The 8202-nt window shown below is 39.9% G+C and carries 7 protein-coding genes; all 7 read left to right on the top strand.

The features are described from left to right. Positions 1-193 precede the first annotated feature (193 nt). The 7 genes from ADI58_RS05810 (at position 194) to ADI58_RS05780 (ending at position 8100) form a co-directional block, all read left to right on the top strand. On the top strand, positions 194-559 hold the full coding sequence (locus ADI58_RS05810; protein WP_000216437.1) for an Asp23/Gls24 family envelope stress response protein: 366 nt from the start codon (positions 194-196) through the stop codon (positions 557-559). Between the two features lie 2 nt (positions 560-561). Next, the gene (locus tag ADI58_RS05805; RefSeq protein WP_000036655.1) at positions 562-2229 is read left to right on the top strand and encodes a DAK2 domain-containing protein; all 1668 of its coding nucleotides are present in this window, start codon (positions 562-564) and stop codon (positions 2227-2229) included. Between the two features lie 200 nt (positions 2230-2429). Beyond that, positions 2430-4130: an acetolactate synthase large subunit gene (locus ADI58_RS05800; protein WP_000411736.1), complete on the top strand. Its 1701-nt coding sequence runs from the start codon at positions 2430-2432 to the stop codon at positions 4128-4130. Continuing rightward, entirely contained in the window at positions 4123-4599 is a 477-nt protein-coding gene (ilvN, locus tag ADI58_RS05795) for an acetolactate synthase small subunit (protein ID WP_001253803.1), read from the top strand. Before ADI58_RS05800 ends, ilvN begins: the two co-directional genes overlap by 8 nt. A 66-nt stretch (positions 4600-4665) precedes the next feature. Continuing rightward, complete coding sequence (gene ilvC / locus ADI58_RS05790; RefSeq protein WP_000290683.1) at positions 4666-5688, top strand: ketol-acid reductoisomerase; 1023 nt, start codon at positions 4666-4668, stop codon at positions 5686-5688. A gap of 114 nt (positions 5689-5802) precedes the next feature. Then, the gene (gene ilvA / locus ADI58_RS05785) at positions 5803-7053 is read left to right on the top strand and encodes a threonine ammonia-lyase IlvA (protein WP_000952975.1); all 1251 of its coding nucleotides are present in this window, start codon (positions 5803-5805) and stop codon (positions 7051-7053) included. Positions 7054-7884: 831 nt separating this feature from the next. Further along, the gene (locus ADI58_RS05780; protein WP_001130036.1) at positions 7885-8100 is read left to right on the top strand and encodes a capsule biosynthesis transcriptional regulator; all 216 of its coding nucleotides are present in this window, start codon (positions 7885-7887) and stop codon (positions 8098-8100) included. Positions 8101-8202 lie beyond the last annotated feature (102 nt).

Below are 8202 nucleotides of genomic sequence, written 5' to 3'. Positions count from 1 at the left end.
GTTCTCAATCACACCTCCTATTCAAGTAGTTAGATCACTAACTTAATGACATTGACCTTAGGGTCTTTTTTCTTTTACTGTAGATATAAAATCATTTGAAAAATAGAGTAAATATCCGCTGATACAGTATTCTGCTTTTACACTTGGGCTGAAATATGATAAAATAGAGTATCAACTAGTTGAGGTAAAAAGGATGACTGTAAAAATTAATACAAAAGATGGTCAAATCGAACTAACAGATGAAGTGATTGCAACCGTCGTAGGTGGAGCAGCAACTGAGATTTTTGGTGTGGTCGGTATGGCTAGTAAAAATGCCCTCAAAGATAATTTCCAAGCCCTTCTAGGTAAGGAAAATTATTCCAAAGGTGTCGTCGTAAAGGCGGCCGAAGATGGCAGTATTGCAGTTGATGTATATACCGTGTTGAGCTACGGAACAAAGATTAGCGAAGTGTCAAAAAACATTCAAGAGCGTGTTCGTTTTAGCTTGGAAAACCAGCTTGGAATTACTGCTCAGACTGTAAATGTCTACATTCAAAATATCAAAGTTGTAGGAGAATAACCGTGTCAAAAATTACTACTAGCTTATTTCAAGAAATGGTGCAGGCTGCATCAACTCGCTTGAATAAGCAAGCTGAATATGTCAATTCATTAAACGTCTTCCCAGTTCCAGATGGAGATACTGGAACAAACATGGGAATGACCATTGAAAATGGTGCTAAAGAAGTTGCAGACAAGCCAGCTTCTACAGTTGGAGAGGTAGCGAGCATTCTTGCCAAAGGGCTTTTGATGGGTGCGCGTGGGAACTCAGGAGTTATTACGTCTCAGCTTTTCCGTGGATTCTCACAAGCTATCAAGGATAAAGATGAGTTAACAGGTCAAGACTTGGCCCTTGCCTTCCAATCAGGTGTGGAAGTTGCCTATAAGGCCGTTATGAAACCAGTTGAAGGAACGATTTTGACAGTTTCACGTGGAGCTGCTATCGGTGCTAAGAAAAAAGCTGAGCAGACAGATGACGCTGTTGAAGTCATGCGTGCAGCCTTAGAAGGTGCTAAAACCGCTCTAGCTAAAACACCAGACATGCTTCCAGTATTGAAAGAAGTTGGTGTTGTGGACTCGGGTGGTCAAGGATTGGTCTTCATCTACGAAGGTTTCCTTTCAGCCCTTACTGGTGAATATATTGCATCTGAGGACTTTGTAGCCACTCCTGCTAACATGAGTGAGATGATCAATGCAGAGCACCACAAGTCTGTAGCTGGTCACGTAGCGACTGAGGATATTACGTTTGGTTACTGTACTGAAATCATGGTAGCTCTTAAGCAAGGTCCAACCTATGCCAAAGATTTTGACTACGACGAATTCCGAAACTACTTGAATGAGCTTGGGGATTCTCTCCTCGTTGTTAACGATGATGAAATTGTCAAAGTCCATGTCCATACAGAAGATCCAGGACTTGTTATGCAAGAAGGTCTCAAATATGGTAGCTTGGTCAAGGTAAAAGTTGACAATATGCGTAACCAACACGAAGCACAGGTTGAGAAAGAAGCTGCTCAAGTTAGCAAACCAGCTGAAGAAAAAGAGTATGCTTTGATTGCTGTAGTGGCTGGTAAAGGTCTAGCAGATATCTTCCGTTCTCAAGGTGTAGATTATGTTATCGAAGGCGGTCAAACCATGAACCCTTCAACAGAAGACTTTATCAAGGCTGTTGAACAGGTCAATGCTCGTAATATTATCTTCCTGCCAAACAACAAAAATATCTTCATGGCAGCTCAATCTGCAGCAGAAGTTTTGGAACAACCAGCAGTAGTGGTGGAAGCTCGCACTCTTCCTCAAGGTTTGACAAGTCTTCTTGCCTTTGATCCAAGCAAGTCTATCGAAGAAAACCAAGAGCGTATGACTGCTGCTCTTAGCGATGTCGTTAGCGGAAGCGTCACAACAGCTGTTCGTGATACAACCATTGATGGTTTAGAAATTCATGAAAATGATAATCTTGGTATGGTGGATGGGAAAATCCTCGTGTCAAACCCTGATATGCACCAAACCTTGACAGAAACCTTGAAACATATGTTGGATGAAGATAGTGAAATCGTAACCTTCTATGTCGGTGAAGACGGAAGCGAAGAACTTGCCAATGAAATTGCCCAAGAAATCGCAGAAGAATTCGAAGATGTTGAAGTAGAGATTCACCAAGGCCAACAACCAGTTTACCCATACCTATTTAGTGTAGAATAAGATTAATGAAGGACTGAGAAATCAGTTCTTTTTTTCTTTTTAAATAATGAAATCGGTATCTTTTAAATAAAAACCAAAATAACATTCATAAATAAACGTTAAAATAGAAAATTCAGAAAATTTCTTCTTTTGTCTTGAAAAATTTTGAAAAAGTGGTATGATAGTAACAAGTTATTTTTAAGAGGAAAGAAAGGGGAACAATGGAGAAAATCAGTTTAGAATCTCCTAAGACGGGGTCTGACCTAGTTTTGGAAACACTTCGTGATTTAGGAATTGATACCATCTTTGGTTATCCTGGTGGTGCGGTCTTGCCTTTTTATGATGCGATATATAATTTTAAAGGCATTCGCCACATTCTAGGGCGCCATGAGCAAGGTTGTTTGCATGAAGCTGAAGGTTATGCCAAATCAACTGGAAAGTTGGGTGTTGCTGTCGTCACTAGTGGACCAGGAGCAACAAATGCCATTACAGGGATTGCGGATGCCATGAGCGATAGCGTTCCCCTTTTGGTCTTTACAGGTCAGGTGGCGCGAGCAGGGATTGGGAAGGATGCTTTTCAGGAGGCAGACATCGTGGGAATTACCATGCCAATCACTAAGTACAATTATCAAGTTCGTGAGACAGCTGATATTCCTCGTATTATTACGGAAGCTGTCCATATTGCAACTACAGGTCGACCAGGGCCAGTTGTCATTGACCTACCTAAAGACGTATCTGCTTTAGAAACGGACTTCATCTATTCACCAGAAGTGAACCTACCAAGCTATCAGCCGACTCTTGAGCCAAATGATATGCAAATCAAGAAAATCTTGAAGCAATTATCCAAGGCTAAAAAGCCAGTCTTGCTAGCTGGTGGTGGGATTAGTTATGCTGAGGCTGCGGCAGAATTAAATGAATTTGCAGAACGTTATCAAATTCCAGTGGTAACCAGCCTTTTGGGTCAAGGAACGATTGCAACGAGTCATCCACTCTTCCTTGGAATGGGAGGAATGCACGGATCATTCGCAGCTAATATTGCCATGACAGAAGCTGATTTTATGATTAGTATTGGTTGTCGTTTCGATGACCGCTTGACGGGGAATCCTAAAACCTTCGCTAAGAATGCTAAGGTTGCTCACATTGATATTGACCCAGCCGAGATTGGCAAGATTATCAGTGCAGATATTCCTGTAGTTGGAGATGCTAAGAAAGCCTTGCAAATGTTGTTGGCTGAACCGACAGTTCATAACAATACTGAAAAATGGATTGAGAAAGTTACTAAAGACAAGAACCGTGTTCGTTCTTATGATAAGAAAGAACGTGTGGTTCAGCCGCAAGCTGTTATTGAACGAATTGGTGAATTGACGAACGGAGATGCCATTGTAGTAACAGACGTTGGTCAACACCAAATGTGGACAGCCCAGTATTATCCCTATCAAAACGAACGTCAGTTAGTGACTTCAGGTGGTTTGGGAACCATGGGATTCGGAATTCCAGCAGCAATTGGAGCTAAAATTGCTAACCCAGATAAGGAAGTAGTCTTGTTTGTTGGGGATGGTGGTTTCCAAATGACCAACCAGGAATTGGCGATTTTGAACATTTACAAGGTGCCAATCAAGGTGGTTATGCTGAACAACCACTCACTTGGAATGGTTCGTCAGTGGCAGGAATCCTTCTATGAAGGTAGAACATCTGAGTCAGTCTTTGATACCCTTCCAGATTTCCAATTGATGGCACAAGCTTACGGTATTAAAAACTATAAATTTGACAATCCTGAGACCTTGGATCAAGACCTTGAAGTCATCACTGAGGATGTTCCTATGCTAATCGAGGTAGATATTTCTCGTAAGGAACAGGTGTTACCAATGGTACCAGCTGGTAAGAGTAATCATGAGATGTTGGGGGTGAAGTTCCATGCGTAGAATGTTAACAGCAAAACTACAAAATCGTTCAGGAGTCCTCAATCGCTTTACTGGCGTTCTGTCTCGTCGCCAGGTTAATATCGAAAGCATCTCTGTTGGAGCAACAGAAGATCCGAATGTATCGCGTATCACCATTATTATTGATGTAGCTTCACATGATGAGGTGGAGCAAATTATCAAACAGCTCAATCGTCAAATTGATGTGATTCGCATTCGAGATATTACAGACAAGCCTCATTTGGAGCGCGAGGTGATTTTGGTTAAGATGTCAGCGCCAGCTGAGAAGCGAGCTGAGATTTTAGCGATTATTCAACCTTTCCGTGCAACGGTGGTAGATGTAGCGCCAAGCTCGATTACCATTCAGATGACAGGAAATGCTGAAAAGAGTGAAGCTCTATTGCGAGTCATTCGACCATACGGTATTCGCAATATCGCTCGTACGGGTGCAACTGGATTTACCCGCGATTAAAAATCCAACTTAAATTTGTTAAACCAGCCTAAAAGGCAATAAATAATAGAAAAGAGAGAAAAAACTATGGCAGTTCAAATGGAATACGAAAAAGATGTTAAAGTAGCAGCACTTGACGGTAAAAAAATCGCCGTTATTGGTTATGGTTCACAAGGACATGCGCACGCTCAAAACTTGCGTGACTCAGGTCGTGATGTCATCATCGGTGTACGTCCAGGTAAATCTTTTGACAAAGCAAAAGAAGATGGATTTGACACTTACACAGTAGCAGAAGCAACTAAATTGGCTGACGTTATCATGATTTTGGCACCAGACGAAATCCAACAGGAATTGTACGAAGCAGAAATCGCTCCAAACTTGGAAGCTGGAAATGCAGTTGGATTTGCTCATGGTTTCAATATCCACTTTGAGTTTATCAAAGTTCCTGCGGATGTAGATGTCTTTATGTGTGCTCCTAAAGGACCAGGACACTTGGTGCGTCGTACTTATGAAGAAGGATTTGGTGTTCCAGCTCTTTACGCAGTATATCAAGATGCAACAGGAAATGCTAAAAACATTGCTATGGACTGGTGTAAAGGTGTTGGAGCAGCACGTGTAGGTCTTCTTGAAACAACTTACAAAGAAGAAACTGAAGAAGATTTGTTTGGTGAACAAGCTGTACTTTGTGGTGGTTTGACTGCCCTTATCGAAGCAGGTTTCGAAGTTTTGACAGAAGCAGGTTACGCTCCAGAATTGGCTTACTTTGAAGTTCTTCACGAAATGAAATTGATCGTTGATTTGATCTACGAAGGTGGATTCAAGAAAATGCGTCAATCTATTTCAAACACTGCTGAATACGGTGACTATGTATCAGGTCCACGTGTAATCACTGAACAAGTTAAAGAAAATATGAAGGCTGTCTTGGCAGACATCCAAAATGGTAAATTTGCAAATGACTTTGTAAACGACTATAAAGCTGGACGTCCAAAATTGACTGCTTACCGTGAACAAGCAGCTAACCTTGAAATTGAAAAAGTTGGTGCAGAATTGCGTAAAGCAATGCCATTCGTTGGTAAAAACGACGATGATGCATTCAAAATCTATAACTAATTGATAGAAATTAAGGTGAAGGCGAGTTGGGGGACTAACTCGCTTTTATAATCAATTCAGCTTTCTTTTAAGAGGATGGATTGAGATAAGTATGAAATAGTCTAGGAGAAAAAGATGTTAAGTTCAAAAGATATCATCAAGGCTCACAAGGTCTTGAATGGTGTGGTCGTCAATACACCGCTTGATTATGACCATTATTTATCGGAGAAGTATGGTGCTAAGATTTATTTGAAAAAAGAAAATGCCCAACGTGTTCGTTCTTTTAAAATTCGTGGTGCCTATTATGCTATTTCTCAGCTCAGCAAGGAAGAGCGTGAACGTGGAGTAGTCTGCGCTTCTGCGGGAAATCATGCGCAGGGAGTAGCCTATACCTGTAATGAAATGAAAATTCCTGCTACTATTTTTATGCCCATTACTACTCCGCAACAAAAAATTGGTCAAGTTCGCTTTTTTGGTGGGGATTTCGTAACCATTAAACTAGTTGGAGATACCTTTGATGCCTCAGCTAAAGCAGCTCAAGAATTTACAGTCTCTGAAAATCGTACCTTTATTGATCCTTTTGATGATGCCCATGTTCAAGCTGGTCAAGGGACAGTTGCTTATGAGATTTTAGAAGAAGCTCGAAAAGAATCGATTGATTTTGATGCTGTCTTGGTTCCTGTTGGTGGTGGCGGTCTCATTGCTGGGGTTTCTACCTATATCAAGGAAACAAGTCCAGAAATTGAAGTCATTGGGGTAGAGGCTAATGGAGCGCGTTCCATGAAGGCTGCCTTTGAAGCTGGTGGTCCAGTTAAACTCAAAGAAATTGACAAATTTGCGGATGGGATTGCTGTACAAAAGGTAGGTCAATTGACCTATGAAGCAACTCGTCAACATGTTCAAACTTTGGTAGGTGTCGATGAGGGATTGATTTCTGAAACCTTGATTGACCTCTACTCTAAGCAAGGGATTGTCGCAGAACCTGCTGGAGCGGCTAGTATCGCCTCTCTAGAGGTGTTGGCTGAATATATCAAGGGAAAAACCATTTGTTGTATCATTTCTGGAGGAAATAATGATATCAACCGTATGCCAGAAATGGAAGAACGTGCCTTGATTTATGATGGTATCAAGCATTACTTTGTTGTCAATTTTCCACAGCGTCCAGGTGCTCTGCGTGAGTTTGTAAATGATATCCTGGGACCAAATGATGATATCACACGATTTGAGTATATCAAGCGAGCTAGCAAGGGTACAGGCCCAGTCTTAATTGGGATCGCTTTGGCAGATAAGCATGATTATGCAGGATTGATTCGTCGAATGGAAGGTTTTGATCCAGCTTATATTAACTTAAATGGTAATGAAACGCTCTATAATATGCTTGTCTGAGGACTAATAAAAAAATATCATATTATTTGCACAACTGATGTATAGGTGTTATAATGAGGGTGAAGAAAGGGGGCGATTCCTATGGACTTAGGAAATCTATCGTGCTATTTCTACTACAACTCACTATAGCACCTATTATTTTTGATTCTGTTTATATTGAGGCGACAGAATTACTTACTATATATAAGGAAATTTTTTGAAATCCCCAATTGTATATATCCCTAATTTGAACTTTCACTAAATATAATAGGAATCAGAAAAAATAATCAATGTTTATGAGATGGTTGTTAGGTGAGTCGGCTGAAAAAAACTCGTGAGATAAACAATAGTGTTAGACATGAAACGGCAAGTGCTGCTGTTTTCAAATGACTAGCTGGAAAGCGAGTATGTAATCAGAAGGTGCAAGATTGGACAAAGTAAGTAGTACCGGTTGTGAAATAAATAAGATATAGATAAGGACAGGAAAGGAACCAAAGAAGGAGAAAGAAAACGGAATGGTTTAGAGATAGTGTGGAGTGAAAGACTATCTTTAGTGGACTTGTTGATTTAAAAGGAATATATAGAATGAAATAGTAAATCCTGTCTATCCTATTGAGAAACTGGTATTCAGTATACATGAATATTTTTACAAGTTTAAAGTTTAATAATGCAATTGTTTTTTAGGAGCATACTAATGGGTTATAGTAAGCAAAAACCTATATATTATCGGCTTTAAAAAGGAAGTAAGAAGATTCTGAATCATTTATTTTATTGAATATATGTTTTTTTATTGACAAAAGACATAAAAACGTATACAATAATATAACGTAAAGAAGAAAATAGGAGAAGAACATGGCTAAGTCAAACTTTGAAAAAGTAGAATCAGTTGTTGGCTGGGTTCGTGATAAGAAAATCACAGGCTACCGTATCTCTAAAGAAACGAATGCGCGTGAAATGTCTATCATTGCTCTAGCGCAGGGTCGTGCAAAAGTAAAAAATATTTCATTTGAAACAGCTCTAGGTTTAATTGATTTCTATGAAAAAAATCATGAAAAATTTGAAGATTAATCTTTGGATAATGGCGGATTCTTGAATAAGGTCTGCCTTTTCATTTTGATACTCAATGAAAATCAAAGAGCAAACTAGGAAGCTAGCCGTAGGCTGCTCAAA

This window comes from Streptococcus mitis, assembly GCF_001074635.1.
Taxonomy (GTDB): domain Bacteria; phylum Bacillota; class Bacilli; order Lactobacillales; family Streptococcaceae; genus Streptococcus; species Streptococcus mitis_E.
This window is presented reverse-complemented; position numbering and strand designations above follow the sequence as displayed.

Bases quoted from the DNA above. Each gene is read 5' to 3' on its own strand.
- ADI58_RS05810 (WP_000216437.1), top strand. From the start codon at position 194: ATGACTGTAAAAATTAATACAAAAGATGGTCAAATCGAACTAACAGAT.
- ADI58_RS05800 (WP_000411736.1), top strand. From the start codon at position 2,430: ATGGAGAAAATCAGTTTAGAATCTCCTAAGACGGGGTCTGACCTAGTT.
- ilvN (WP_001253803.1), top strand. From the start codon at position 4,123: ATGCGTAGAATGTTAACAGCAAAACTACAAAATCGTTCAGGAGTCCTC.
- ilvC (WP_000290683.1), top strand. From the start codon at position 4,666: ATGGCAGTTCAAATGGAATACGAAAAAGATGTTAAAGTAGCAGCACTT.
- ilvA (WP_000952975.1), top strand. From the start codon at position 5,803: ATGTTAAGTTCAAAAGATATCATCAAGGCTCACAAGGTCTTGAATGGT.
- ADI58_RS05780 (WP_001130036.1), top strand. From the start codon at position 7,885: ATGGCTAAGTCAAACTTTGAAAAAGTAGAATCAGTTGTTGGCTGGGTT.